Annotated in this window: 22 protein-coding genes, 1 tRNA gene and 1 pseudogene; 5 read left to right on the top strand and 19 right to left on the bottom strand. The window is 46.1% G+C overall.

Annotated features, from left to right (window positions below; genetic code table 11):
- Positions 1-69: 69 nt before the first annotated feature.
- Entirely contained in the window at positions 70-1,122 is a 1,053-nt protein-coding gene (locus LIN78_RS11655; RefSeq protein WP_227181014.1) for an ATP-binding protein, read from the bottom strand.
- Positions 1,119-1,853, bottom strand: a complete 735-nt coding sequence (locus tag LIN78_RS11650; protein ID WP_227181013.1) for a response regulator — start codon at positions 1,851-1,853, stop codon at positions 1,119-1,121. The genes LIN78_RS11655 and LIN78_RS11650 overlap by 4 nt, the downstream gene beginning before the upstream one ends.
- 208 nt (positions 1,854-2,061) lie before the next feature.
- Here LIN78_RS11650 and LIN78_RS11645 point away from each other — a divergent pair, with 208 nt between their 5' ends.
- From LIN78_RS11645 to LIN78_RS11630, 4 genes are read left to right on the top strand one after another with little or no spacing between them, the layout of a single operon-like run.
- Positions 2,062-3,102 carry an efflux RND transporter periplasmic adaptor subunit gene (locus LIN78_RS11645; RefSeq protein WP_227181012.1) on the top strand — a complete coding sequence of 347 codons (1,041 nt, stop codon included), beginning with the start codon at positions 2,062-2,064 and terminating at the stop codon, positions 3,100-3,102.
- Positions 3,103-3,123: 21 nt separating this feature from the next.
- Entirely contained in the window at positions 3,124-6,267 is a 3,144-nt protein-coding gene (locus LIN78_RS11640; protein WP_227181011.1) for a multidrug efflux RND transporter permease subunit, read from the top strand.
- The gene (locus LIN78_RS11635; protein ID WP_227181010.1) at positions 6,267-7,673 is read left to right on the top strand and encodes an efflux transporter outer membrane subunit; all 1,407 of its coding nucleotides are present in this window, start codon (positions 6,267-6,269) and stop codon (positions 7,671-7,673) included. Before LIN78_RS11640 ends, LIN78_RS11635 begins: the two co-directional genes overlap by 1 nt.
- A gap of 5 nt (positions 7,674-7,678) precedes the next feature.
- Positions 7,679-8,959 carry an MFS transporter gene (locus LIN78_RS11630; RefSeq protein WP_227181009.1) on the top strand — a complete coding sequence of 427 codons (1,281 nt, stop codon included), beginning with the start codon at positions 7,679-7,681 and terminating at the stop codon, positions 8,957-8,959.
- A gap of 124 nt (positions 8,960-9,083) precedes the next feature.
- On the opposite strand, the pseudogene LIN78_RS11625 reads toward LIN78_RS11630, so the two are convergent.
- The 11 genes and pseudogenes from LIN78_RS11625 to LIN78_RS11575 all read right to left on the bottom strand — a co-directional run bounded on the left by LIN78_RS11625 (position 9,084) and on the right by LIN78_RS11575 (position 21,447).
- Positions 9,084-10,260, bottom strand: a pseudogene (locus LIN78_RS11625) (IS3 family transposase).
- An 88-nt stretch (positions 10,261-10,348) separates the two neighbouring features.
- A complete protein-coding gene (locus tag LIN78_RS18405) occupies positions 10,349-10,543 on the bottom strand; it encodes a helix-turn-helix transcriptional regulator (RefSeq protein WP_227181008.1) in 195 nt (64 codons plus the stop codon).
- A gap of 295 nt (positions 10,544-10,838) precedes the next feature.
- A tRNA-Ser gene (locus LIN78_RS11615) sits at positions 10,839-10,929 on the bottom strand.
- A 48-nt stretch (positions 10,930-10,977) separates the two neighbouring features.
- Positions 10,978-11,202 (bottom strand): formate dehydrogenase subunit delta, encoded by a 225-nt coding sequence (locus LIN78_RS11610; RefSeq protein WP_227181007.1) that lies wholly within the window; start codon positions 11,200-11,202, stop codon positions 10,978-10,980.
- A 79-nt stretch (positions 11,203-11,281) separates the two neighbouring features.
- Positions 11,282-12,079 (bottom strand): formate dehydrogenase accessory sulfurtransferase FdhD, encoded by a 798-nt coding sequence (gene fdhD / locus LIN78_RS11605; protein WP_227181006.1) that lies wholly within the window; start codon positions 12,077-12,079, stop codon positions 11,282-11,284.
- Between the two features lie 9 nt (positions 12,080-12,088).
- Positions 12,089-14,950: a formate dehydrogenase subunit alpha gene (gene fdhF, locus LIN78_RS11600; RefSeq protein WP_227181005.1), complete on the bottom strand. Its 2,862-nt coding sequence runs from the start codon at positions 14,948-14,950 to the stop codon at positions 12,089-12,091.
- On the bottom strand, positions 14,947-16,503 hold the full coding sequence (locus tag LIN78_RS11595) for a formate dehydrogenase beta subunit (protein WP_227181004.1): 1,557 nt from the start codon (positions 16,501-16,503) through the stop codon (positions 14,947-14,949). Before LIN78_RS11595 ends, fdhF begins: the two co-directional genes overlap by 4 nt.
- A complete protein-coding gene (locus LIN78_RS11590) occupies positions 16,500-16,979 on the bottom strand; it encodes a formate dehydrogenase subunit gamma (RefSeq protein ID WP_227181003.1) in 480 nt (159 codons plus the stop codon). The genes LIN78_RS11595 and LIN78_RS11590 overlap by 4 nt, the downstream gene beginning before the upstream one ends.
- Positions 16,980-17,238: 259 nt before the next feature.
- Entirely contained in the window at positions 17,239-18,900 is a 1,662-nt protein-coding gene (gene betA, locus LIN78_RS11585; protein WP_227181002.1) for a choline dehydrogenase, read from the bottom strand.
- Positions 18,901-18,978: 78 nt separating this feature from the next.
- Complete coding sequence (betB, locus tag LIN78_RS11580; protein WP_227181001.1) at positions 18,979-20,442, bottom strand: betaine-aldehyde dehydrogenase; 1,464 nt, start codon at positions 20,440-20,442, stop codon at positions 18,979-18,981.
- Positions 20,443-20,706: 264 nt separating this feature from the next.
- Positions 20,707-21,447, bottom strand: coding sequence for an endonuclease/exonuclease/phosphatase family protein (locus tag LIN78_RS11575; RefSeq protein ID WP_227181000.1), 741 nt, complete (start codon positions 21,445-21,447; stop codon positions 20,707-20,709).
- A 237-nt stretch (positions 21,448-21,684) separates the two neighbouring features.
- Here LIN78_RS11575 and LIN78_RS11570 point away from each other — a divergent pair, with 237 nt between their 5' ends.
- Positions 21,685-22,008, top strand: a complete 324-nt coding sequence (locus LIN78_RS11570) for an H-NS histone family protein (protein ID WP_227180999.1) — start codon at positions 21,685-21,687, stop codon at positions 22,006-22,008.
- Positions 22,009-22,076: 68 nt separating this feature from the next.
- Here LIN78_RS11570 and LIN78_RS11565 read toward each other — a convergent pair whose 3' ends face one another.
- The 6 genes from LIN78_RS11565 to rpsF form a co-directional block, all read right to left on the bottom strand.
- On the bottom strand, positions 22,077-22,763 hold the full coding sequence (locus LIN78_RS11565; RefSeq protein ID WP_227180998.1) for an SIMPL domain-containing protein: 687 nt from the start codon (positions 22,761-22,763) through the stop codon (positions 22,077-22,079).
- Between the two features lie 152 nt (positions 22,764-22,915).
- Positions 22,916-24,058, bottom strand: coding sequence for a DUF2863 family protein (locus LIN78_RS11560; RefSeq protein WP_227180997.1), 1,143 nt, complete (start codon positions 24,056-24,058; stop codon positions 22,916-22,918).
- A 148-nt stretch (positions 24,059-24,206) separates the two neighbouring features.
- Positions 24,207-24,653, bottom strand: a complete 447-nt coding sequence (rplI, locus tag LIN78_RS11555; protein WP_227180996.1) for a 50S ribosomal protein L9 — start codon at positions 24,651-24,653, stop codon at positions 24,207-24,209.
- A gap of 18 nt (positions 24,654-24,671) precedes the next feature.
- Positions 24,672-24,899 (bottom strand): 30S ribosomal protein S18, encoded by a 228-nt coding sequence (gene rpsR, locus LIN78_RS11550; RefSeq protein ID WP_227180995.1) that lies wholly within the window; start codon positions 24,897-24,899, stop codon positions 24,672-24,674.
- Positions 24,900-24,922: 23 nt separating this feature from the next.
- A complete protein-coding gene (gene priB, locus LIN78_RS11545; protein WP_227180994.1) occupies positions 24,923-25,225 on the bottom strand; it encodes a primosomal replication protein N in 303 nt (100 codons plus the stop codon).
- A gap of 31 nt (positions 25,226-25,256) precedes the next feature.
- Positions 25,257-25,628 carry a 30S ribosomal protein S6 gene (gene rpsF / locus LIN78_RS11540; protein WP_227180993.1) on the bottom strand — a complete coding sequence of 124 codons (372 nt, stop codon included), beginning with the start codon at positions 25,626-25,628 and terminating at the stop codon, positions 25,257-25,259.
- Between the last annotated feature and the right edge of the window lie 5 nt (positions 25,629-25,633).

Below are 25,633 nucleotides of genomic sequence, written 5' to 3'. Positions count from 1 at the left end.
TCCAAGAGTACATAGAAATATTCTACAATCGACAGCGAAGACTTTCACGACTGGGTTTCGTTGCGCCATCTATGTTTTTTCTGGGATGCATATCTCAAAAACTGAGCCATTAGTCGAAGAAATTCTATAAGAAGCCTTACCACCATGCGCACTAGCAATTGCTGCGACAACTGCTAACCCCAGACCACTGCCAGTTCCTTTTGCATTTGGGGCGCGCCTGAAGGCAGTAAATACATATGGAATGAATGTCTCTGAAATGCCAGGGCCTTCATCACTGACGCTGAGCAGATAAGAGCCATTTTCAAGTCTCATCCGTATAACAATTGTTCCAGGGATTGCATGCTTTGTTGCATTTTCCAGGAGGGCTAATATTGCCTGCCTGATTTTTGCCGGATCACAAAAGACCTCCTTGACTTGCAAATCATACACCACTTGTTGTTCTGCTTTGCTGAGAGAGGGAGTGATAGACTCCACTAGTGGGTAGATTTCTGATGCTAAATCTACCCATCTTTGACTTAGGGATAAGTGCCCACTTTCTGCAAGGCTGACAACACGGAGGTCTTCTATCAGTTGGGTCAAACCCTCGACTTGTAGTAGTAGACTGTCAAATTGCTTCGCATCTGGTGGAAATATACCTTCCGCCAAGCCTTGCAGGCGTCCTCGCAAAATAGTCACAGGTGTTCGTAGCTCATGTGCAATGGCTGCATTCCAGAAAGCCTGCTCTTCTGTCATATGTTGCAGTTTTTCAACGAGTAAATTGAAATCTTCCACTAATTGTGAGGCTTCAAGTAAAGAGTGGTCATTGCCTGCTGCTCTTACCGTTAAATCGCCTTGTGCCACTTTGCGGATACCATCAATGACTGACGTTAATGGAGCCAATATTCTGCGTGATAAATTGGCCGCGACAAAGATGGCAAGTACTAGTGCGGCGAGTGTCGTCATGATTAACCAAATCCATTCTGGACCTGTTGGCGTTAACCCGTCTTCTGGAAAGTTTTCCGGCCAGTACTTTGACCAAAAAAAGTACAGCGCATACGAAGTCAGTACGACAAAAAATGTCACACCAACAGCCATTGCCATCATCGTGAGTGTGATCAAACGGTAAAGACCAACCGGCTTCATTCTTGACCCCATAGTCGGTATCCCACTCCTCGTACACCAGAAGGAATCCCCATGATGCCTACCTGCTCAAGTTTCTTACGTAGCTTGCTTAGGTGGCTGTCTACCGTCCGTTCAAGTGTATTGCCTTCCGGCAGACAGTTCTCAATTAATGTTGCCCGGCTAAAGACTTGTCTAGGTGCGCTGGCTAAATGAACCAGCAGCTTGAACTCGGTGAGAGTCAACTCAAGTGGGAGTGTTTTCCCCCCGAGATCCAGTATGACCTCATGATTGTGTAAATTTATCTCAAAGGGCTTCACACGTAAAATCGAGGAGCTAGCAGTGGAAGTATGCAGGCTGCTCCGACGCAGGACTGCCTGAACACGCGCTACAACTTCGGCTGGATTGAATGGTTTGACTACATAATCATCAGCCCCAATTCGAAGTCCCATTAGTTTGTCTATATCTTGGTCTAGGGCTGTTAGCATGATCACAGGGGTCGTTCCGCGAAGACGGATCTCTGATAACACACGCCAGCCATCGATTTCCGGCATTTGAACGTCAAGTAGTACCAAGTCTGGCTGATGACTCTGATGCAAGGCAAGTGCTTCCTTGCCATTTCGTGCATGAACCGAACGTAACCCACTACGGAGTAGAAAGGCGGAGAGGATTTCTGCAATTTCATCTTCATCTTCTGCGATCAGAATCATTCCGTGTGAGCCTGCGGGCATAGAACTCGGATTGGTAGGTATCACTTTTATCTCCATCGAATCTCCACATAGTCTCAGCTAAAAATCCATCTGGTCAATGCACAATTCAAACCAAATGGTTTTCTGACAAGCTTTTGGGGAGTTCTTGATCGTGTGCAATCGGTATTTTAGGCAGAGTGGAATCATAACAATTTCCATATTATTAGCGGCCTGCAAGCAGGCCTCAGTAGAGGAAGTATCCTTACCTCCGACAGTGACAACAGAAACTGTAGTAGGGGCTACTTTTCAACTCAATGAAGAACTCCCTGGTCGTGTTGAGCCATTTCGAGTAGCAGAGATTCGGCCACAAGTAAGCGGGATTGTCCAGCAACGCTTATTTGATCAAGGGACAGAAGTTAGTGCGGGGCAGCCGCTATTTCAGATTAATCCAGCCCCATTTCTTGCTGAAAAGGAGAATGCGGCGGCGGCGTTGCAACGGGCAGATGCTGCATTGGTTAGAGCAAAGATTCAAACTGAACGATTAGCTTCGTTGGTATCTTCTGATGCCATCAGTCGTCAAGTTTATGATGATGCGGTTTCTCAGCGTGACCAAGCATTGGCCGAAGTTGCCCAAGCAAAAGCAGCATTAAAGCGGCGGCAGTTGGATCTCAAGTTTACGAAAGTAGAAGCACCTATCGCAGGACGAATTGATCAGGCATTGGTGACAGAAGGGGCGCTAGTTAGTAGTTCGGATAGTAATCCGATGGCACGTATTCAGCAGATTGATAAAGTATATGTTGATGTTAGACGTCCGGCAGCTTCACTGGAGGCACTTCAACATACACTAAGGCAGCATGGTACCAAGGAGGAAAATCCACTTCCTGTCACTTTGCTTCGTAGTAACGGTGAGGCCTTTGATACCAGGGGAAAAGTTTTATTTTCGGGTATCAACGTAGATGCTGGTACCGGTGATGTATTGCTGCGAATTCAGGTGGATAACCACAAGAGGGAGCTTTTACCGGGCATGTTTATACGGGCGCGAGTTCCGGTAGCAACATATTTGGATGCACTGACAGTACCTCAACAAGCTGTTGTAAGACCTGGTGGTAAAGCAAGCTTATGGACTATTGATAATCAACACTTAGCCCACCTCATTCCAATCGAACTGGGTGAGTTACTGAACCATCGCTATCGCATTGTCTCTGGCCTGAAAAAAGGGCAGCAGATAGTTGTAGAGGGGATGGAGCGCTTAATTGATGGAAAGCCGGTAACGCTGAGCCAACCCGCTGCAACTTCGGCGTTGGCCACACACTAACGGATTGATTGGATTTTATTCATGGCCAAGTTTTTTATCTTTCGCCCAGTATTTGCTTGGGTGATTGCATTTTTCATTATTTTATTTGGGTTGATGGCAATTCCCAATCTCCCTGTTGCTCGATATCCCTCTGTGGCACCACCTAGTGTTTCCATTACAGCAAGTTACCCAGGGGCGAGCCCTCAAGCGATGAACGACAGTGTACTTAGCCTGATCGAGCGTGAAATCTCTGCTGTGAAGAATTTGTTGTATTTCGAGTCTTCTACCGATACTTCGGGCTCAGCATCTATTACTGTTACCTTCAAGCCTGGGACCAATCCTGAGATGGCTCAAGTCGATGTACAGAATCGACTGAAATCAATTGAGTCTCGCTTGCCTCTACCCGTTCGCCAAAATGGCTTGAGTGTTGACTCCGCTTCTTCTGGTTTCCTGATGATTGTTGGGTTGCGGTCCGAGAATGGTCAGTTCAGTGAGGCCGAGCTCAGTAATTATATGGCACGAAATATGGTTGAAGAGTTACGCCGTATTGATGGGGTCGGGCGGGTGCAACTATTCGGTGCCGAGCAGGCAATGCGCATCTGGGTCGATCCCGCTAAGCTGATTGCTTACGGGTTAACCATGTCAGATCTATCGACTGCCATTAGCCAACAAAATATTCAGATTTCCCCGGGAATCATCGGTGCGGCACCAATTAGCGCTGGTCAGCGTGTTGCTGTGCCGTTAACTGTCGAAGGGCAACTAACTAACCCCAATGAATTTGCCAACATTGTACTGAAGTCTAATGCAAAGGGTTCCAAAGTCGTGATTGGCGATGTTGCCCGAGTTGAGATTGGATCACAGTCCTACGGATTTGATAACCGAGAAAATGGTAAGAGTGCAACCTCTGCTGCGATTCAACTCGCTCCTGGTGCAAATGCGGTGAAGACCGCAGAGGCAGTCAAACTTCGCCTGCAAGAACTAGCTCCATCTATGCCTAAGGGGATAAGTTACTCGATTCCGTTTGATACAGCCCCTTTTGTAAAAATTTCCATCGAGAAAGTGATTCATACACTCATTGAGGCGATGGTACTAGTCTTTCTGGTGATGTTTCTTTTTTTACAGAATATCCGGTATACCCTCATTCCTGCAATCGTTGCACCGATCGCATTGCTTGGTACATTTACCGTGATGTTGTTGTGTGGCTCATCCATCAACGTGTTGACAATGTTTGGCATGGTGTTGGGGATTGGCATTATCGTTGATGATGCCATTGTCGTCGTTGAGAATGTTGAGCGCATCATGGCACAAGAGGGGTTATCGCCCCGAGAGGCTACCATCAAGGCGATGAAAGAAATTACCGGCGCAGTGATCGGTATAACCTTGGTTCTGACTGCTGTATTCATTCCAATGGCGTTTGCGAGTGGTTCTGTTGGCGTCATTTATCAGCAGTTTAGTCTGTCCATGGCAGTGTCTATTTTATTCTCAGCGTTCCTTGCTTTAACCCTTACACCTGCGTTGTGTGCCACGCTACTTAAACCGCTCGATACAGCACATGCGAATAAACGGGGGTTCTTTGGCTGGTTTAACCGCCAGTTTGAACGTCTTGTTCAAAACTATGAGTTGCGGGTAAGTAAGCTAATTTTACGAGCGGGCCGAGTAATGCTCGTCTTCGTCGGGCTGATTGGTTTGTTACTGCTGGGCTTTAGGCAGTTACCTAGCGCATTTTTGCCCGATGAAGACCAAGGGTATTTCATGACTGTTTTTCAGTTACCTTCAGATGCAACTACCGAGCGGACGCTGGAGGTGGTTGATCGGTTTGAGAAATACGTCCTGACTCGTCCTGCAGTGGCATCCACCTTGTCAGTACTGGGGTTTGGTTTCTCTGGTTCAGGTGCTAATACTGCCATGACCTTTACTACCTTAAAGGATGGAGATAAGAGGGAAGGTGCGACTGTTCAGTCCGAGCTTGCTTCAGCTTGGGAAGCCACCGCCAGCCTAGGAGAAGGAAAGATAATGCATATGTCTCCACCGGCGATTGAGGAGTTAGGTACAAGCTCGGGGTTCACATTGCGTTTGCAGGATCGTGCTAATCAAGGGGAAAAGGCCCTCAAAGCGGCGGAGGCAAAGCTACTTGATCTAGCTGCCAAAAGTTCGTTGGTGACAGACGTCTATCCAGATGGGCTTCCTCCTGGTACTAGCATTCGCCTAGAGATAGACCGACAAAAGGCAGAGGCATTAGGGGTGGCATTCATTGCGATCAGCGATACCTTGTCTACAGCGATTGGTTCTCTTTATGTGAATGACTTTCCTAATGAGGGTCGAATGCAACAAGTCATTATCCAGGCAGATGCACCGGCTCGTATGCAAATTGAGGATGTCCTTAAGTTATATGTACGGAATACCCAAGGTGGCATGGTGCCATTATCCGAGGTAGTTCGTCCTGTATGGAGTGAAACACCTCTTCAAATGGTCCGCTATCAAGGTTTTCCTGCCACACAAATTTCAGGTAGTGCGGCCAAAGGTACTTCCAGCGGTGAAGCAATGGCCGAAATGGAGCGTTTGGCAAAGCAACTTCCTCCTGGTTTTAGTGTCGCCTGGACTGGACAATCTTTACAGGAACGACAATCTGCTACGCAGGCGCCGATGTTAATGATGTTATCCATCGTGGTGGTTTTTCTTGTCCTGGCTGCGCTCTACGAAAGCTGGAGTATCCCTCTATCGGTCATTATGGTTGTGCCATTAGGGTTGCTGGGAGCTGTTGTTGCTGTCTTGATTCGAGGATTGCCGAATGATGTATTTTTTAAAGTCGGCATGATCACTGTGATTGGATTATCTGCAAAAAATGCCATTCTTATCGTTGAGGTAGCTAAGCAATTGCGTGAGCAAGGCAAAAGTTTAAGTGAGTCGGTGCTGACTGCTGCCCGCCTTCGATTGCGCCCCATTTTGATGACTTCATTAGCATTTGGATTAGGGGTTGTTCCGCTAATGTTTGCAATTGGTGCGAGCTCAGAAACTCAGCATGCCATTGGCACCGGTGTGTTTGGGGGCATGTTAAGTGCAACGGTATTAGCAATCTTTTTCGTTCCAGTATTTTTTGTGTTTGTCATGCGTGCACAAGAAAAACTTCGCTCACGGCAATCTATCGGCAAGACCCATGAGGTGATTGTTCATAAGGAGTCAATTTAATGAAGTTCCAGATTTTATCTTCAGTGATGTTGGGAATGACATTAACTGCCTGCTCACTTACCCCCCAATTGACGATGCCAGTAGCGCCAATTCCAAAACACTACCCTGCGGTAAACCTAGGTGATCAACGAGCAGGAATAGTGCCGCTTGACTGGACAAACGTGTTTACAGATCCTTATTTACAACAGTTGATTCCGCAAGCACTGGAAAACAATCGTGACTTAAGATTGGCTACTTTAGATGTTGCTGTGGTCCAGGCGCAATATGGCATCCAGCGTTCGACTATGTTACCGGCTATTGATGTAGCAATCAGTGAAACGCGACAGCGCAGTAACTCATCTGGTACAGGGGCCACGGTGAGTGCTCAGAAAAATATCAGTCTTGGAATCAGTGCATATGAGATCGATCTTTTTTCACGCGCTAGTTCGATGACAGATGCCGCATTTGCACGTTTTTTGTCGAGTGAATATGGTAGAAACTCCGCTCAGATTTCGCTGGTGAGTGCGATTGCAGATGCCTATCATGCGGTTTTGCTAGCGCGTGACCAGTTGCAACTAGCAAAACAAACCCTAAAAGATTGGCAGCAGTCACTAAATTTAGCACGCCAGCTTAAGGAGGCAAAGCAGAACAGTGGTCTTGATGTTGCACAAGCTGAAGGACAGGTTGCCATTGCTGAGGCAGATTGTGAATCGCGGACCCGGGCACTCGCATTGGCTCATCATGCCTTACAGTTGTTGGTTGGAAAAGAGCTAACACGGGAGATGGATTCGGCACCCAAACTTGAGCAATTGCCACGGCCGTTCTTCCCGACTGGCTTGCCATCAGACTTACTGACGAATCGACCAGACATATTACAAGCAGAGCAAAATTTGCGTGCAGCAAATGCGGATATTGGCGCGGCGCGTGCTGCATTTTTCCCACGCCTTTCTTTAACAACCTCTGTCGGGTACGGCAGTTCGGAAATGCATAACTTATTTGATAGGGATAATCGATCATGGATTTTTGCGCCACAAATAACCATTCCAATTTTTAGTGCGGGCAGGTTAAGGGCTGAGTTACGTCTGTCTGAGCTCAGAAAGTCTATTGCAGTTGTTGAGTATGAGAGAGCTATTCAAATTGCATTTCGGGAGGTATCTGATGGATTAGTAGGGCGAGAGACTTTTACACGTCAATTCGCTGCACAGCAACGTGTGGTGGATAATGCAGCAAAACGGCTGGAGCTTTCTACTCTGCGTTATCGTGCGGGGGTTGATAGTCGGTTAGAGGTACTGGATGCTCAACGGCAACTATATGCAGCACAGCAAGCTTTATTAGATTTGCGAGGTGCTGAATTGAGTAATGCAGTTTCATTGTATAAAGCATTAGGTGGTGGTGCTGTTCCTTCCTTGCGCTCTCAATTGGAGTAAATTGGATGAGCTCACTTTACCTGATGGATGCCCACCAACACTCTGCGCCTCCAGAAAATGGAGACAAATGGAGGCTACGGTTTTGGTCGATCTTTATCGGACAAGGGCTTTCACTGTGCGGCTCAGCGCTGACACAGTTTGTTTTGTTATGGTGGATTACTGATACAACCGGCAATGTGAGCGACTTAGCGATTGCTGGCGTCGCTGCAATGCTTCCCCAGGCGCTACTGAGCCCCTTGGGTGGTGTGTTTTCCGACCGCTATAGTCGCCGCGTGCTCATGATCTTGGCAGATGTAATAAGCGCATTGTGTATGGTTGTGCTGATTATTTTGTTTCTGACCGCCCACATAGCGCTTTGGCATGCTTGGGTCATGATGGCCATCAGAAGTGCCATGCAGGCATTTCAAATGCCTGCTGCCGCTGCGAGTATTTACATGTTGGTGCCCCGGCAATTCTTGCCAAGAGCAACTGGCTTCGAGCATGCATTGCAAAGCCTGACAGTTGTGACCGCCGCTCCTCTTGGGGCGATGGCAATCGGTGCTATGCCAATTGGCTGGGCACTCGCGATTGATGTGTGTACTGCGATATGCGGAGTATTGCCCCTGCTTTGTTTTCGTATTCCTCAGATCTTTACTCCCAATCAATCTCGCCCAGGGATATTGGTAGAGTTCAAAGAAGGACTGAGTGCGGTTCGTAATACACCAGGTTTGGTTGCGCTGTTTATCTTGCTTGCAACTACTGTTCTGGTCATCATGCCCGCATTTACCCTACTGCCAATGTTAGTAAAACAGCACTTCAGTGGCAGCCCAACTCAGGTGGCATGGATGGAAGGGCTATCGGGTATCGGGATGGTAATCGGTGGTGTCGCCGTTGGTGCAATGGTGCCGCAGCGACCTATTCTTTGGATACTTGTTGGATTTGCTTGCTCTTGTTTCTCGATTGCTTTAACCGCCTTGGTGCCGGGCAACTTGTTTGGTGTGGCTGTTGCATGGTGGGTAATGAGTGGGGTGTTCTTCATTTTTGGCGATGTACCTCTGACAACGATGCTTCAGACACTTGTTCCTAATCAGTTACAAGGCAGAGTATTTTCAATCCTGAATGCAATCATGAGTCTTTCAGCTCCAGTTGGCTTATTAGTGATTACACCATTGAGCGAAACATTGGGGGTTCGCTGGATTTTTATTCTTTCGGGTTGTCTAGGTGGCTTTATTTCCATCATTGGATTTTTGTTTCCATCTCTACAAAGATTAGGACAATCTAATGGAAAGCATTCGGGGATAGATTAGTTGTAAGTGGGAGTATTGGTTTTATACCGATTTACAAGGCATTGAGTTAAGGATACAAGGCTGCCCAAACTACTGTGTGTAGTTATGAACTGACCTGCCCTGACAATAGTAGACACACCATCTCTTAAGCGTGTTGCTGCTTTTTGCTGAATTCCAGTGCGTAAACAGATGGCGCTACGAAACCCAGTCGTGAATGTCTTCGCTGTCGGTTGTAGAATATTTCTATGTATTCTTGGATAGATGCCTCTGCTTCTGCACGCGTTTCATAACAATGCTGGTAGATAAGTTCATTCTTCAAACTACCCCAGAAGCTTTCCATGGGCGCATTATCATAGCAATTACCTTTACGTGACATAGAAGCCCTCATACCAAACTGCTTCACCAACTTTTGGTAGTGATGTGCACAATATTGACTTCCTCTATCCGAATGCAGAATTAGGCCTAACGGAGGTCGCTTCCACTTCACTGCTTGCCACAGTGCCTGACAGACCAAATCCTTTGTCATCCGCGAGCTCATGGCATAACCGACAATTTCACAAGTAAAAATATCTTTGATGCCAGCAAGGTATAACCAACCTTCCTTGGTCGAGATATAGGTAATATCGCTCACCCACGCTTCATTAGGCCTTGTTGGCGCAAATTGTTGTTCCAACAGATTTGCCGCGACCGGCAGCTGATGATTCGAGTTGGTTGTTGCGTTGAATTTACGCCGCTGAATGCAGAGAATACCTCTTCCCTACGTAGCCTTGCAATCCTGTCTCGACCAGCCAGAAAGCCTTCTGCATGCAGTTCAACTTGCAAGCGTTTAGCGCTGTAGGTCTTACGTGTTTTTCGATGAGTAGCACGAATCGCTATATGTAACCGATCATTTTCTAAATAGCGTTTACACGGTAGTCAAATTAGCCAAGCGTAATATCCACTGCGTGATACAGATAAAGTACGGCACAACATTTTTATAGGAAACTGGGGTTGCCAAGCTTTCACGAACGCGTACCGGGCAGCGACTCCCTGGCAAAGTACACCGTCGCTTTTTTTAATATTTCCTTTTCCATTTTGGCGTCAGCTAACTCCCTGCGTAGCCGTCGAACTTCGGCGATCAGTGATTCAACACTTTGTTCCCCATTGCTCTCAGTTCTCGACATCTTTAGCTTACGTGCTTTCGTTGCCCAATCGGCGAGCGTGCCTTGGTTCACACCAAGTCTTGAGGATACTTCTGCAACAGACATGCCTTGCTCTATAACTAGTTTGATTGCTTCTGTCCGAAATTCTGGTGTATAGCTTTGTGTAACTCTCTTACTCACGTCATCCTCCTGTTAGTTCCATTTTAACAAACAGGTGTGTCTGTTTTTTCAGGCTATCTCACATCTCCATCATGCAGTTAAACCAGACTCATTGGATATTAGAGTTACTGATATCGACCACAAGTTTTTGGATATCACTCATACGCCACATAGAAAGACGAGCTCCACATTTTACAGGAGCGGTAAACCTTCCTTGCTTTATCCCGTTGTACCAAGTAGCCCTGCAAACCGGAATAATCCTTAGTACATCTGGCAACCTTAAAAAACAAATGATTTGGTTCATTTTAAACCCTTACCCCCATATCAATATCAGAAGTTAATGTGAAGTGGGGTGCCCTTCATTTCACTCCTAGTACATCCACAAACGGTGTCTAATAGGGTATAGACTCAACTGCGCTAGATATTTACAGTTAACTGTTCATTTCGGAAAAAAATTTCATGAAGCAAGAAAGGATTGTTAGCTTTTCCGAAGTGAAAAAGCATAAAAAAACAGAATTTTTATGTGGATCAGGATGTGGGCCAAAGAAGCACAAAAAAAAAAATAAAGCCCTGAAAAATCAGGGCTTTATCTTGAATAGTGGCGGAAAGGGGGGGATTCGAACCCCCGTTAGGGTGTTACCCTAAACACGCTTTCCAGGCGTGCGACTTAAACCACTCATCCACCTTTCCGAGAAGACGCGCATCATAGCGCGTTTTGCCATTTTCTGGCAAGACATTTTACCCAACCACAGGGGTCGGTAGCGTCTCGATTGCCTCTTTTGCTCTTGCGCCAATCCCTTCACCGCCAGCTAGCACATAGTCTTGAATTTGCTTACGCATTTGCGGCGCCCAAAACTTAATTAGATGCTGACGAATCTCTTCTACCGCCAACGCATGGTCAGGGTCTGCATCAAAAAATTGGCCAATTTGGTTTGCCATTTTGATCAGGTTTTCAATATGCATTCTGTTCTCTCTTTCCCACTTCATCGTGCAATTCACAACAAATGGTGGACTTCATTCTGATGATGTTCTTTAAAGCGAATCAAAAAACCACTAAGCGTCTTTTTCCAGGCTGATAGCGAATTAGGCTAATCCCTGCTCGGTGCGCAATTTCCACTGCTAATGCGGTCGGCGCAGATAACACAATCACTTGTCGAATCCCCATCACCGCCGATTTTTGCACCATCTCCACACTCGCTCGGCTAGTTAGTAGCAAGGAGCCTGCTGACAGCTGCGTTTCTGATTGGCGAACCACTGTGCCAATCAGTTTATCTAAGGCGTTGTGCCTACCCACATCTTCACACACAATCGATACCATTGAATTGGCATCTAACCAAGCTGCGCCATGACATGCACCCGTAGCAGCAAATAACGGCTGCTTTTGGCTAAATGCGTCAAACGCGTCCCGTATCGTTTGATAATCAGGGGTTGGCAGTACGGCTAACTCACCTGCCGGTTTTGCTGGTAATTGCCGCCACACATCGGCAAGCGATTCGGTGCCACATAAGCCGCAGCCAGTTCGCCCTGTTAGTTGGCGTCTACGCTCTTTCAGTGCTAAAAAGCGTGGAGTGGCAATTTCCATTTGGATCCGCCACCCGTCAGCTGCTTCAATCACTTCTACATCAAATAATTCTTGGGGATGCTGAATAATCTGTTCTGACAAGCTAAACCCCAAGCCAAGTGCCGCTAATTGGTCTGGGGTAGCCATGAGTACAACGTGACTAATCCCGTTGTACTCCAGCGCAACCGGTACTTCTGTTGCTAGCCAATCATCAGCCGTTTCTGCCTCTCCTTGTTGAATTTGAGAAACAGAAACCGCTGCTTTCACCTGATCCAGCATCTTTGCTACTTATGCCGGTGTGCGGTTCGCTTTTCTCGCGGCCAGCAATTCAGCTTGCTGCTCAGAGAATTCGCGATAGCGTTTTTGCCATTCAGATGGCTGGCTTACCTTAATGAGCTCCACCGCCGTTACTTTGTACTCAGGGCAGTTTGTCGCCCAGTCAGAGTTATCGGTAGTGATCACATTGGCGCCAGATTCTGGGAAGTGGAACGTCGTATACACAACGCCCGGCTGCATCCGATCAGACACACGCGCATGCAATACGGTTTCCCCTGCTCGGCTAGCCACACCCACCCAATCACCATCAGAAATGCCGCGTTCTTCTGCATCCACTGGATGCAATTCGATCACGTCTTCCGGATGCCATGCGGTGTTATCGGTACGGCGAGTTTGCGCACCCACGTTGTACTGGCTAAGAATACGGCCAGTCGTCAATAGTAGCGGGAAGCGTTTGCTTGCGCGTTCATCCGTTGGTTGGTAACGGGTCAGCATAAAGCGGCCTTTACCACGCACAAACTCATCAATGTGCATAGTTGGCGTACCTTCTGGCGCTTCATCGTTACATGGCCACTGGATACTACCTAGTTGTTCTAGCTTCTCGTAAGAAACGCCGCTGAACGTTGGGGTGAGCCTTGCAATTTCATCCATGATTTCGGATGGATGCTTGTAGTGCATCTCAAACCCTAGCGCTTTTGCCAGCTCAACGGTTACTTCCCAATCGGCTTTGCCGGCCAATGGCGGCATTACTTTACGAACGCGTGAAATACGACGTTCTGCATTGGTAAATGTGCCGTCTTTCTCTAGGAAAGAACTACCCGGCAAGAACACGTGGGCAAACTTAGCTGTTTCATTCAAGAAGATATCCTGAACCACTATACATTCCATTGCGCTTAACGCAGCGGTAACGTGCTGGGTGTTCGGGTCACTCTGTGCAATGTCTTCCCCTTCGCAATACAAACCAAGGAAGCTACCATCTAGCGCGGCTTCAAACATGTTTGGAATACGAAGACCCGGTTCAGACTGTAGCGGTACGCCCCATGCATTTTCAAATAGCTCACGGGTCGCCAAATCACTTACGTGACGATAGCCCGGGAACTCATGCGGGAAAGATCCCATATCGCAAGAGCCCTGCACGTTGTTCTGTCCACGTAGCGGATTAACACCAACGCCTTCACGACCAACATTACCGGTTGCCATGGCTAGGTTAGCAATCCCCATCACGGTGGTAGAACCTTGGCTATGCTCTGTTACGCCCAAGCCGTAGTAAATCGCGCCATTACCAGCTTCCGCATACAGACGCGCAGCTGCACGAACATCGGCCGCAGGCACACCAGTAATGCTTTCTAGTGCTTCTGGAGAATTTTCTGCTTGGCTAACGAATTCACGCCATTTGTTAAATGACACCATATCGCAGCGCTCTGCCACAAACTCTTCCGCAATCAGGCCTTCTGTCGCAATGACATGAGACAAGGCATTCAGCATCGCGACGTTAGTACCCGGACGCAGCGGCAAGTGATATTGCGCACGCCCGTGATGAGTATCAATCAAATCAATGCGGCGTGGGTCAATCACAATCAGCTTCGCGCCTTGGCGAAGGCGACGCTTCAAGATAGATGCAAATACTGGGTGACCATCGGTTGGGTTAGCACCCATCACAATTACCACGTCAGACTTCATCACCGATTCAAATGTCTGTGTACCGGCTGACTCACCCAAGGTTTGTTTTAGACCATAACCAGTTGGAGAATGGCAAACACGAGCGCAGGTATCTACGTTGTTGTTACCAAACGCGGCACGAATCAGTTTCTGAACCAAGTAGGTTTCTTCGTTGGTACAACGAGAAGAGGTAATACCACCAACCGAGTTACGGCCATACTTTGCCTGAATGCGCTTGAATTCACTTGCCGCGTAGTTAATCGCCTCATCCCAGCTGACTTCTGTCCAAGGATCGGTGATGTTCTTACGAATCATTGGCTTTGTAATGCGGTCTGGGTGTGTTGCATAACCCCATGCAAAACGACCTTTCACGCAAGAATGGCCTTGGTTTGCTTGGCCATTCTTACTTGGCGTCATGCGAACTAATTCATTTCCGCGCATCTCAGCTTTGAATGAACACCCTACCCCACAATATGCACAGGTGGTTTCAATTGCATGTTCTGCTTGGCCAATCTTGATAACAGACTTTTCCATTAAGGTTGCGGTTGGACAAGCTTCCACACACGCGCCACAAGACACACACTCAGAATCAAGGAAATTATCGCCACCCGCAGCAGATACGCGAGACGCAAAACCACGACCATCAATGGTTAAGGCAAATGTACCTTGTGTTTCTTCACAAGCGCGTACGCAGCGATTACACACGATACATTTAGAAGGATCGTATGTGAAATACGGATTAGATTCGTCTTTTTCTGCTTTTAAGTGGTTTGCACCATCAAAGCCATAGCGCACTTCACGCAAGCCCACTTCACCAGCGGTATCTTGTAATTCGCAATTACCATTTGCAGAACACGTTAAGCAATCTAACGGGTGATCAGAAATATAAAGTTCCATCACACCACGGCGTAAATCTGCCAACTTAGGTGACTGCGTTTTTACTTTTAAGCCAGGCGCAACCGGTGTGGTACAAGAAGCAGGGTAACCACGACGGCCTTCAATCTCGACCAAACACATCCGGCAAGAACCAAATGGCTCTAGGCTATCTGTCGCACAGAGTTTAGGAATCTTTGTCCCCATCTCCATGGCGGCACGCATAATCGAGGTACCTTCTGGTACACACACGCTTTCGCCGTCAATCTCTAGGGTAACCATGTGCTCGCTTTTGCGTAGCGGCGTTCCATGATCCAATTCTTGAATGTGGCTGCAGGTCATGATTGCACCTCCTTGCTAGCTAGGCCGAAATCTTCCGGGAAATGACGTAATGCACTCATGACAGGGAATGGTGTCATCCCGCCCATCGCACACAAAGAACCATGCAACATGGTTTCACACAAATCTTCAAGCAAGGCCACATTTTTCGCTTGATCTTGCTTATCACGAATTTTCTGGATCACTTCTACCCCACGGGTAGAGCCAATACGGCATGGTGTACATTTTCCGCACGATTCTTCTGCACAGAAATGCATCGCAAACTGGGCTAATTTCGCCAAGTTCACCGAATCATCCACCACAACACAGCCGCCATGTCCTAGCATGGCTTGTTTAGCTGCCATGGCTTCGTAATCAAGTTCGGTATCTAAATGCGCTTCAGGCACCCAAGCACCCAACGGCCCCCCCACCTGCACGGCACGAATCGGTTTGCCGCTAGCCGTTCCACCACCGTAACCTTCTAGCAGTTCACGCAGTGTCAGTCCAAATGCTTTTTCCACTAGGCCGCCGAAACGAATATTACCTGCCAACTGGAAAGCCATGGTGCCACGAGAGCGTCCCATACCAAAGTTATGATAGTACTCGCCACCTTTTGCCAAGATGTCTGGAATAGAAGCCAAGGTCAAGACGTTATTCACCAGGGTTGGTTTACCAAACAGCCCTTGTAACGCAGGCAATGGTGGTTTCGCTCGTACTAAACCACGATTCCCTTCAATCGATTCTAATAACGAAGTCTCTTCACCACAGATATAAGCGCCAGCACCTTTTCTTACTTGAAGCCAGAAAGCATGCCCGCCACCCATGACGTTATTGCCTAAGTAGCCAGCCGCTTCTGCGGTTTTAATTGCCGCTTCAAGATGCGCAATGGCTTGCGGATATTCAGAACGGACGTAGATATAACCTTGTGTTGCACCCGTGGTTAAGCCAGCAATCGTCATGCCTTCAATCAGCAAGAACGGATCACCTTCCATCAGCATACGGTCAGCAAAGGTACCAGAATCACCCTCGTCAGCATTACAGACGACATATTTCTGATCGGCTTTAGCGCCTTTTACCGTGCCCCATTTAATCCCGGCAGGGAAAGCTGCGCCACCACGTCCACGAAGACCAGAAGTTTGCACTTCGTCTAGCGTTTTATCTGCACCAATCTTAACGGCATGACGTAAACCGGCATAACCGCCGTTTGCCTCATAATCAGTTAAAGATAGTGGATCAGTCACCCCTGCCCTAGCAAACAGTAAACGCTCTTGGGTTTTGAGGTAACGATGTTCTTCTACCAAGCCAATCGACAATGCGTGATCCGTACCAGTCAAAAAGCCGGCGTTAAATAATGAGGCAACCTCTTCTACCGAAACAGGGCCATAACCCACACGACCCGCATCGGTTGCCACTTCCACGAGAGGCTCTAGCCAGAACATGCCACGGGAGCTATTACGGATTACCTCAACGTTGTCACCACGCGCTTTGGCAGTTGCAATAATGGCACTCGCCACATCATCAGCACCAACACCACGGGCAATCGAATCGCAAGGAACATAAACACGAATAACGCTCATTGCTCGCCTCCTGATTTCAAAACGGGCTGCAATAAGCTATCTAATTTCTCTTTAGACACGCGCGCATACAATTTGTCATCTAGCAGCATAGCTGGCGCGGTCGCACAGGCACCTAAACAGTACACAGGGCGAACAGATAATTGGCCATCCGCTGTCACACCATGATCATCTACGCCCGTACAGGAATGAACGTGCGCGGCTAGCGCATCACTTCCCATCGATTGACAGGCCTCTGCACGGCATAAGCGAAGCTCGTGCTTAGCAGGTGGTGCCAAACGAAAATCGTGATAGAAACTGATCACACCATGAATTTCTGCTTTCGAGCGGTTCATGGCAAAGGCAATATCGGAAATCGCAGCTTCAGGGATGAAGCCAAGGATGTGCTGGATATCGTGCAGAACGGGCAATAGCGCGCCGGGTTCATCTTTTCTGCTAGATAACACACTTGCAACAGCGGCTTGCTGTTCGGGTGTCATGTGTATTCCTCTCGTCAACTCTTTCCCAGACATTTTACGCGGGCTGTCCGGCTATTTAGAGTATTTTTATGAAACGGATGGGTATTAAAACAGCTTACACAAACTAATCAACTTAATACGATAATTATTGAGACAAATTATCACTTTAACTTGTACTAGTTCGCCCCATTTTTGGCTTGGATACGACTATATCCTATCCAAGCCAATCATGGTATACCATAATACGAATCAGTTCATTAGACTAGGTATACAAAAAATATTAACGTTGCTTAGTCTGCCACTCTGGATGAATCCAGACAGGCGCATTGCTCGCAGGTAATGGCTGTTTGCCGCGAATCTTATCAGCCATCTTTTCTGCCATCATGATCACTGGTGCATTCAAGTTACCACTCACCACATCAGGCATAATCGATGCATCCACTACCCGCAGATTTTGCAAGCCATATACACGGCCAGCACCATCTACCACTGCCATTGGATCATCCGCACTACCCATTGCGCAGGTACATGATGGATGCAATGCACTTTCCGCCTTATCGCGAACAAAGGCATCAATATCTGCATCAGAGGTAGCACCTTTACCTGGCGCTAGTTCTTCAGCACGGAATTCATCCATCGCTTTTTGCGCAAAAATCTCACGGGTCAAACGAATACCCGCACGCATTTCTTTGCGATCTTGCTCTGTCATCATGTAATTGAACAAGATTTTTGGTTTATCTTTCGGGCTAGCGGTTTTTAGCTTCACATAACCCTTACTAGTTGGGCGCATTGGGCCAATGTGAGCTTGGAAACCATGCTGAGTAGCTGCTGATTTACCATCATAGCTAACTGCCATTGGCAAGAAATGGTATTGCAAATCAGGGTGTTTCACCCCAGCTTCACTACGAATAAATCCACCCGATTCAAAGTGGTTAGTCGCACCAATCCCTGTACCGGTTAGTAACCACTGCACGCCAATTTTTAACATCGCTAGTGGATTTTGCGCAGAATATAATGTGATTGGTTTTTTACAAGCCACTTGTACATACGCTTCAATGTGGTCTTGCAAGTTATTACCCACACCAGGCAAATCATGCACAACAGGAATACCTAGTTTCTTCAAGTCTTCAGCAGGACCAACACCAGATAGAAGAAGTGTTTGTGGGGAATTAATCGCACCACCAGATAAAATCACTTCACGAGTGGCATTCACACGATGCAACTGTCCATTCTGGCTGTATTCAATCCCAACCGCCTTTTTACCCTCGAATAAAATGCGCGTCACCAACGCACGGCTTTCCACCGTTAAGGTACTACGCTTCATCGCAGGACGCAGATACGCCATCGCGGTACTCCAACGGCGACCTTTGTGAACGGTCATATCCATTGGGCCAAGACCTTCTTGCTGATGTCCATTCATATCAGCGGTGTACGGATACCCAGCTTCTACCCCCGCCTCGATAAAGGCATTGTATAGCGGGTTGGTACATGGGCCAGTACTGACAAACAGCGGACCATTATCACCACGATAAGCATCTCCGCCTTTATGGCGAGTTTCTGCTTTACGGAAGTATGGTAGGCAATGCGCGTAATCCCAGTCTTCTAGACCTTTGCGAGTCGCCCAGCCATCGTAATCCAGCGCATGGCCACGAATATAAACCATTCCGTTAATAGACGAAGAACCACCTAACACACGGCCGCGTGGGCAGTACATTTTACGGTTATTCATGTATGGCTCAGGTTCCGATTCGTAGTACCAGTTGTACTTATCATCCTTCAACGGCCATGCAAACGCCGAAGGCATATGAATAAAAATACTCCAGTCACGCGGGCCTGCTTCTAGTAACAATACTTTTGCATCCCCATCTTCCGTTAAGCGGTTTGCCAATACACAACCAGCAGAACCTGCGCCAACGATGATGTAATCAAATTCCTTTGCCATACTTCTCTCTCATCCGTAAATGACATCTATTACATGCATTAAAAACCCTGCAACTAATCTTACCTGGTCAAAAATTGCTTACTCGTAAGGGCAAGCAACTTCACCAAGTTCAACATAGACACTCTTAATTTGAGTGTAATGATCAATTGCTGCATGGCTGTTTTCGGAACCAATGCCTGACTCTTTCATCCCGCCAAATGGCATTTCAATTGGCGTAATGTTGTAGTTATTAATCCAGCAAACACCTGCTTGTAATTGATGAATCACACGGTGTGCGCGTGTTAAGTCTTTTGTGAAAATACCGGCAGCCAAACCTAGGCGCGTATTGTTGGCACGCTGCACGACTTCTTCTTCGTCACGGAATGGCAATACAGACATCACCGGTCCAAAAATTTCTTCGCGAACAATCGTCATCGTATCCACGCAATCAGCAAAAATAGTTGGCTGAATAAAGCTACCGCCCTCACAACCTTTCACTTCGACCTTTTTACCGCCGCATACTAGACGAGCACCTTCTTGCAAACCACGCTCGATGTAAGACATCACCGTGTCTGCATGATCATTGGAAACCATCGCACCCACTTGGGTTTCTGGATCCATCGGATCACCAATTTTCAATTTCTTGGTACGCTCAGTTAACTGAGCCAAAAACGCTTCGTAAATGTCTTCATGCACAAACACACGGGTACCGTTGGTACAGATTTCGCCTTGTGTATAGAAGTTAGCCAGCATCGCTGCAGATGTCGCCTGTTTTAGATCCGCATCTGGGAAAATAATCAACGGCGACTTACCACCAAGCTCCATGGTCACGCGTTTTAGTGTTTTCGCTGCATCTGCCACAATGGCTTTGCCCGTTTCGGTCGAACCTGTTAGCGATACTTTGGCAATATCAGGATGCGCAATTAATTTACGCGCAACATCCGAGCTACCCTGAATCACGTTAAATACGCCATCCGGCACACCAGCTTCAGAGTAAATTTCAGCCAATTTTGCAGCAGACATTGGGGTTAAGCTGGCTGGCTTATAAATCATTGCATTACCACATGCCAAAGCTGGAGCTGATTTCCAGCATGCAATCTGGATTGGGTAATTCCAAGCACCAATACCAAAACAAACACCTAGTGGCTCACGACGTGTATAAGCAAATGCATTTTTCAACGGGTACTGGTCGCCATGAATGCCAGCAGCCAAGCCCGCAAAGTACTCAATACAGTCCGCACCAGACAATACATCTACCGCCACAGCCTCTTGAATTGGCTTACCGTTATCACGCACTTCTAGTTCGGCTAATTCTTGGTTACGTTCACGTAGCAATTGTGCTGCGCGATTTAAAATACGGCCACGCTCTGCGCCAGTCATTGCAGACCAAATCGCAAAACCTTCTTTTGCCTTAGCAACGACTAAATCTACTTCATCGTCACCTGCTTTATCAATCTGACACAACACTTCGCCTGTTGCTGGGTTTAAATTGTCAGCAAACTCCTGACGGGTACTTTGTACGTATTGGCCGCCAATATAACTGCGCAAGATGTGATCAGACACGTTGATTCCTTTCAGATAAAGCAAGCCACAAGAATGGCAAATTACAACTTTTTAGGTTGTAAATTTAAGTATTTTTGCAAATTTTAGTTGTCAGGCAATTTGACTAGAGAGGGGGCTTTAATTGCTGACAGATTTCGACATGAAAAGGACTAGGCACGACATAGTATGCAACTGATAGACCGAAAGAGGAACGCCAATCATCTGATTCCTCAGAAAAGCAAAATTTTCAAGTCGCCAGCACAGCCTTCTTCTCAAATTTCTCAATTACAAATCAAAAGAAGAGGATAAGGGTAAATGATCAGAAATCCCCCTCCAGGTAAGACGATCTCCTACCTCTGTACTTTGCACCTTTAAATGACGAAAATAGATCCGGTCTAATGAAAGCATAGGCCAACCAGCAGGAAACGTTTTAGGTAATCGTCCTTTTAATGCAAAAGTAGATTCATGCAGCCCGGCATGGGTTAGTAGCAGATGCGTTGCCTCATTTCGCCAATCATTAAAATCGCCCGCCAAAATGAGAGGTGCATCGAATGGAACATGCCGATGTATCTCATCCATCAACAGAAACAATTGCTTCTTGCGATCATTCGCTAACAAATTTAAATGAACACAAATTGCATGAAGTTGCATCGACCCCATTTGGTAAATGCAATGCAACATCCCCCGTTGCTCTAACTTGTTCTGAGAGATATCCACATTCCTAGAGTGGATTAATGGAAAAGCACTAATTAATGCATTGCCGTGATGCCCATGCGGATAAAAAGCATTCCCTCCGTACACCGCATCTAAATCCAAATGATTAGCGAGAAATGTATCCTGTCGATGATTTGGCCAGTCGATCCATTTATCTTCACGAATACGGTGCTCCCCTTGCACCTCTTGCAGGAAGATCAAATCAGGCTGGGCATCTTTCAATAAAGAGGCCAATCGATGAACGGTCAAGCGTCGATTAAATGCATTCATTCCCTTATGCATATTCAAAGAAAGCACGCGAATGTTAGCCATTTAAATATTCCTGAAAACGATTTTAGGAAGCGCATTCATTAACAATTGAAACAATTAAATCTGAAACTGATCAATTAGTTTATAAAAATAAACTTACGCATTGAACTTATTTAGCACTCAACTATCAGAAAAAAAATAATATGCTATGATTAAGTAAACATAAAACAAGAACGACATTTCAGCATTGATATGAATTAAAACATATCAAAAACCAGACTTCGAATAGGACGAATTGAAATGGCCATCCAGCTCACAGACTTGTCATTTGACCAGCTAGCCCAACTACGCCAAGACGTTGATAAAGAAATTCAAGCGAGAAAAGCGCAAGAAGCCTCCGCATTAGCAAACTTGGTACAAGAAAGAGCCTCCCAACTTGGTGTATCCGTACAGGAATTATTCTCTTTCCTAGGTAAAAAAGGAAATGTGAAAAAACCTACTGGTGTTGCCAAATTTGCCAATCCTGCAAACTCAGCTGAAACATGGACCGGCAAAGGCAGAAAACCAACTTGGTTCATTAATGCAGTTAACTCTGGCGCATCTGAAGACTCAATGAGAATTTAGTCGATCAACCGAAGCGTTAAATAAAAAGGCAGCCTTAGCTGCCTTTTTATTTGTGCGTGTACATCCCATTAAGGCTGAATCTGAATAGAACCAAAGACCTGAACCGATAAATCAGACTCGCCAGCATTCGCTTGATCATACAATGGCGCGGCCATTTCCTTAGACAGTGCCTTTACCGCCATCAATGGTCTTGGCATTTCTGTAGAAACCTGCAAATTCACTAATTTATATTGCTTACCAGGCGCTAAGGTACTAGTTACAACCCCTGCCTTATCCTGAAAAGACTTAAGCGCCTCTTTGGTGACCATTTGTTCTACAGAAGATCGCTTTGCTTCAGAAACAGAATAACCAACACCATTAATCACAAATTGAGACTGCAGCTTGCCGATTAATACACTAGCAGCGGTAATATCCTGAGCAGACACATTCAATTCTAACCGCCCTCGCCATGATTGCAGCTTATTATTTTGGCCATAAACCGGATACGTTTGACGCAATGACAATTGCAACTTAACGGAAGGATACTGCTTTGAGAGTAATACAGCTTCATCAAATTGCTTATCCAACATGCGATTTAAGCGTTGTGGATCTGCATCATTTAACTCGTTAAATAAATTAGCACTGATCGTATCATTTTGAATTTGTGCTTTCGCACCAGCCTGCAGCTGGACAACATCATAATTCAATGCTTCTGCGTAAGCAGAATTATTGCAAAGCAACAAAAAAGAAGCCGCCAAAGAAAACGATTTAAGCATGTATCTCTACCTTTATTTTCATTCTATTCATTTAAGAATATTGCATAGTTAAATTGAATATAAATATTTAATTTAACTATTTCTATTAATAAAGAAGACAACAAATCAGCAAAATAGTTTCCAATTTGAAATCACCGGCTACCCAAAGCAGCTCAATGTAGCATCCATTCCGTTGGTGTATTCTCTGGCATTAATGCCTCGACCACATGCCCATCCATATCTACATAGGCAGGAGTATCAAAACCATCATCTTCTAATACAGAATAATTCGTAGAGAAATGAATCACATCGCGTAACGCCAAACTCGTCAACAATTCATTCACAACGACAAGTTGGTTAGGTAAATCATCACCCCATAAAGGCCAAATCAAACCATATTGAATACCACCTAGTTCATGCGTCGTAAATCCAATACGAATTTCTTCATCATCATCACGCTCAAAGACAGACACCGTCGCAACCAAATCGGCCACCGCCACCTCTAAAGTCATCGATAAGAAAGTCGCTGCTGCATTCACTGCATAATGCCTAGAGGACATATCCGCCGTCTTCCAAGCGGTAAACAGCGCATCAGGCAACATTGCTTTAGACACACAACCAGGCAGCGTGGTCGTCAACATCGGCTGTAAAAAGCTATTTAAGCCTTCTAATACATCCATTTTACTTTTCTGAAATGGAGGTTCTTGCCAGACAAATAGCGCACCATTCCTTGGCAATTTCACTTTAATCAGCAAATAACGCACATCACATAGGTAAAGTTCAACTTCAGGATAGCTTGCACGTGAAACATCAATCACAGGATGTTTATCTGGCAAGGATTGTAATAATTTATAGGCGGCCGAATAAGTTGATGGCAATTGCTCAGGAGAGAACCATTTATTGACAATCGAAACACCGACACCACCTGCAAAAACATTTTCCACGAGATATTGGTGCAATGTTTCAAGGTAACGAAGAGAGACGGTTGTGTCAGGAATTTTGAAACGAGACCACGTTAAAATAGGCAATGCCATTAACTGGGTAGTCGCTTGAGGACGAGTAGAGTCTATTTTCGTTGCAATCGCCTCAACCCAAGGCATTAGCACCTCGTGTAACTCTGGCAAATTCCCCTGAATAAGCGTTAAAACTTGATTCAGCTGGGCGTCTTCTTCTTGTGCCATTAATTGGCCAAGCATTTCAGACAGCGTAATTGCCCAAGACCTTGCTTCCACTTGAGAGCCAGAACTTGCCAGCCCCTCAATTGCAGCCAAAATCACACGGCCAGCCTCCGACAATTCATCACGCCAATCAGACATTGCAACCTACCTATCAATATTTACTATTTTTGACTTACTTTAGTGTAGTTAGCTTGTTCATTCGTAGCCAACTAATATTCAAATACAAATAAAAATGGCCGCTGAATCAGCGGCCATTTTTTATGCATCAATTACTGCTTGCAGATGATTACTCACCAACAACAGAAACAGTAATGTTTGCAACTACGTCTGAATGTAGTTCAACTGCCAATTCAAACTCACCAACAGTTTTCAATTGGCCGTTAGGCATACGAATTTCAGAACGTACAGCTGGGTGTCCAGCAGCAGTTAGTGCTTCAGCAACGTCTACGTTAGTTACAGAACCAAATAGTTTGCCATCAACACCAGCTTTTTGAGTGATAGTAACAGTGAAACCTTCTAGTTTCTCTGCACGTACATTTGCTTCAGCTAGTTTTTCAGCTTGCACTTTTTCGAATTCAGCACGACGTGCTTCGAATTCTTGCAAGTTAGCTTCAGTAGCACGACGTGCTTTACCTGTAGGGATCAAGAAGTTACGAGCGTAACCATCTTTAACCTTAACTACATCACCTAATTGGCCGAGGTTGGCCACTTTTTCCATCAGAATAATTTGCATGGTGGAATCGCCTCAGTCTTAGTGGTTGTCAGTGTATTGCAGCAGCGCCAAGAAACGGGCACGTTTAACCGCAACAGACAATTGACGCTGATAACGAGCCTTAGTACCGGTGATACGTGCTGGAATGATTTTTCCGTTTTCGCTGATGAAATCTTTTAGTAGATCTACATCTTTGTAGTCAACTTGTTTGATACCTTCAGCCGTAAAGCGGCAGAATTTTTTGCGTTTGAACAGATTACGAGACATTTCTCGCTCCTTGCCAGAATTTGTTAACTTAAGTTTTCTAAACCATCAAGTTGTGTCACGTGAAAAACAGGTCTTGGGTTTTTTAGATTTTTTGCAGCTAAAAAACCAGTGAAATCATAGTCAGCATCGGCATTTAAATTGGTTAATAGATTAACCAATCCACCTAATACTACACATTCAATTTCACAACTCACGTTTCTTGCTTTACCGGATTCCATCACACTTGAATGATGAATTAACCAAAAACGAAGAACCGGGATACCTGCTGGTGTGTAACTAACTGGTTCTGCGGATTTAATTTTTCCAGACAGTACAAGTTGGTTCATCACCGAATTCCGTTACACAGAAAAAAGCTTATTAAGCCTCTGCAGATTCAGCTTTCGCTTCACCTTCAAGTAGAGACTTAGATTTTTCTTCTTTCATCATTGGAGAAGCTGTAGTAACCGCTTCGTCCATTTTGACAGTTAGATGACGCAATACTGCATCGTTGAACTTGAATGCGTGCTCTAGTTCGTCCAGAGTAGCCTGGTTCACTTCGATATTCATTAATACGTAGTGAGCCTTGTGGATTTTCTGGATTGGGTAAGCCAATTGACGACGGCCCCAGTCTTCTAGGCGATGGATTTTGCCACCGTTACCTTCGATCAGAGTTTTGTAACGAGTAACCATTGCTGGCACTTGTTCGCTTTGATCTGGATGAACGATAAAAACGATTTCGTAGTGGCGCATATTTG

The sequence above is a fragment of the Leeia speluncae genome, assembly GCF_020564625.1.
GTDB lineage: Bacteria > Pseudomonadota > Gammaproteobacteria > Burkholderiales > Leeiaceae > Leeia > Leeia speluncae.
Note: the sequence above shows the minus strand (reverse complement) of the source record. Positions and strands in the feature narration are given on the sequence as shown.

Coding starts and splice junctions, on each gene's coding strand:
- LIN78_RS11655 (WP_227181014.1), bottom strand. CDS start 1,122: ATGAAGCCGGTTGGTCTTTACCGTTTGATCACACTCACGATGATGGCA.
- LIN78_RS11640 (WP_227181011.1), top strand. CDS start 3,124: ATGGCCAAGTTTTTTATCTTTCGCCCAGTATTTGCTTGGGTGATTGCA.
- LIN78_RS11635 (WP_227181010.1), top strand. CDS start 6,267: ATGAAGTTCCAGATTTTATCTTCAGTGATGTTGGGAATGACATTAACT.
- LIN78_RS11630 (WP_227181009.1), top strand. CDS start 7,679: ATGAGCTCACTTTACCTGATGGATGCCCACCAACACTCTGCGCCTCCA.
- LIN78_RS18405 (WP_227181008.1), bottom strand. CDS start 10,543: ATGAACCAAATCATTTGTTTTTTAAGGTTGCCAGATGTACTAAGGATT.
- LIN78_RS11610 (WP_227181007.1), bottom strand. CDS start 11,202: ATGCATATTGAAAACCTGATCAAAATGGCAAACCAAATTGGCCAATTT.
- fdhD (WP_227181006.1), bottom strand. CDS start 12,079: ATGCTGGATCAGGTGAAAGCAGCGGTTTCTGTTTCTCAAATTCAACAA.
- fdhF (WP_227181005.1), bottom strand. CDS start 14,950: ATGACCTGCAGCCACATTCAAGAATTGGATCATGGAACGCCGCTACGC.
- LIN78_RS11595 (WP_227181004.1), bottom strand. CDS start 16,503: ATGAGCGTTATTCGTGTTTATGTTCCTTGCGATTCGATTGCCCGTGGT.
- LIN78_RS11590 (WP_227181003.1), bottom strand. CDS start 16,979: ATGACACCCGAACAGCAAGCCGCTGTTGCAAGTGTGTTATCTAGCAGA.
- betA (WP_227181002.1), bottom strand. CDS start 18,900: ATGGCAAAGGAATTTGATTACATCATCGTTGGCGCAGGTTCTGCTGGT.
- LIN78_RS11575 (WP_227181000.1), bottom strand. CDS start 21,447: ATGGCTAACATTCGCGTGCTTTCTTTGAATATGCATAAGGGAATGAAT.
- LIN78_RS11570 (WP_227180999.1), top strand. CDS start 21,685: ATGGCCATCCAGCTCACAGACTTGTCATTTGACCAGCTAGCCCAACTA.
- LIN78_RS11565 (WP_227180998.1), bottom strand. CDS start 22,763: ATGCTTAAATCGTTTTCTTTGGCGGCTTCTTTTTTGTTGCTTTGCAAT.
- LIN78_RS11560 (WP_227180997.1), bottom strand. CDS start 24,058: ATGTCTGATTGGCGTGATGAATTGTCGGAGGCTGGCCGTGTGATTTTG.
- rplI (WP_227180996.1), bottom strand. CDS start 24,653: ATGCAAATTATTCTGATGGAAAAAGTGGCCAACCTCGGCCAATTAGGT.
- rpsR (WP_227180995.1), bottom strand. CDS start 24,899: ATGTCTCGTAATCTGTTCAAACGCAAAAAATTCTGCCGCTTTACGGCT.
- priB (WP_227180994.1), bottom strand. CDS start 25,225: ATGAACCAACTTGTACTGTCTGGAAAAATTAAATCCGCAGAACCAGTT.
- rpsF (WP_227180993.1), bottom strand. CDS start 25,628: ATGCGCCACTACGAAATCGTTTTTATCGTTCATCCAGATCAAAGCGAA.